Here is a 1191-nt window from a genome sequence, read left to right on the forward strand (position 1 = left end):
CGCGACGAGACCGCCGAGGACGAGCGCGATGCACGTACGCGACAACTGACGGGATGCATGGCGGGGCGCGTGGGGCGTGGGCATGTCTCTCCCGGAGGTGGGGGGACTCCACGTCTACCAACCGCCCGGTGACACAGCGGTCACTCCTGGGGCGCGAGGGGGCGGGTCGAGGGCTTGGCCACGCCCGGGACGCCTGCCCGAATTAGGCTGATATGCGTGCCACAACGCATCCTGCACGCCGTCGCCGCCGAGGACGCCCCGCTCCGCGCCGCCCTGCGCCGGCTGCGCACCACAGAGGACGTACCCGCCGCGTTCCCGCCCGAGGTGCTCGCCGAGGCCGACCGCGCCGCGAAGGCCCCCCGCCTGCCCGAACGGGACGCGACCGACATCCCCCTCTACACCGTCGACCCGCCCGGCTCCCGCGATCTGGACCAGGCCCTCCACCTCGCGCGCCGGGGCGGCGGCGGGTTCCGTATCCACTACGCCATCGCCGACGTCGCCGCGTTCGTGACCCCCGGAGGGGCCCTCGACGCCGAGGCCCGCCGCCGCGTCACGACGCTCTACTTCCCCGACACCCGCGTGCTCCTGCACCCCGGGCAGCTCTCCGAGGGCGCCGCAAGCCTGCTGCCCGACCAGCCGGCCCCCGCGCTGCTGTGGGAGATCGACCTGGACTCCAGCGGCCAGATCGCCGAGGCCAGGGTCGCCCGCGCGCTGGTACGCAGCCGGGCGCGGCTCGACTACGGCGGCGTGCAGCAGACCATCGACGAGGGCACGGCGGAGGAGCCGGTGGCGCTGCTGCGCGACGTCGGGCTGCTGCGCGAGGAGCTGGAGCGCGAACGCGGCGGGATCTCGCTCGGCGTACCGGAGCAGGAGGTGGTGCAGCGGGCCGACGGCTACACGCTGGAGTACAGCGCGCCGCTGCCCGCCCACGGCTGGAACGCGCAGGTGTCCCTGCTCACCGGTATGGCCGCCGCGGAGCTGATGCTCGCCTCCGGCACCGGCATCCTGCGCACGCTGCCGCCCTCGCGGCGCCCCGCGCTGACGTACCTGCACCGGGTGGCCCGCGCGCTCGGCGTCGACTGGCCGGAGGGCCTGGACTACCCCGAGCTGCTCCGCTCCCTCAACCCGCAGATGGCCAACCACGCGGCGTTCCTCCAGGAGTGCACCGCGCTGCTGCGCGGCGCCGGGTAC

General features: G+C 75.1%; 1 protein-coding gene. It reads left to right on the plus strand.

Annotated elements, in window-relative coordinates:
- Nucleotides 1–216: 216 nt before the first annotated feature.
- Nucleotides 217–1191: RNB domain-containing ribonuclease (locus H5J30_RS34470; RefSeq protein ID WP_181791749.1), on the plus strand; the 975-nt coding region annotated here is incomplete at its 3' end.

Source organism: Streptomyces phytophilus, assembly GCF_013870535.1.
Taxonomy (GTDB): Bacteria; Actinomycetota; Actinomycetes; order Streptomycetales; family Streptomycetaceae; genus Streptomyces; species Streptomyces phytophilus.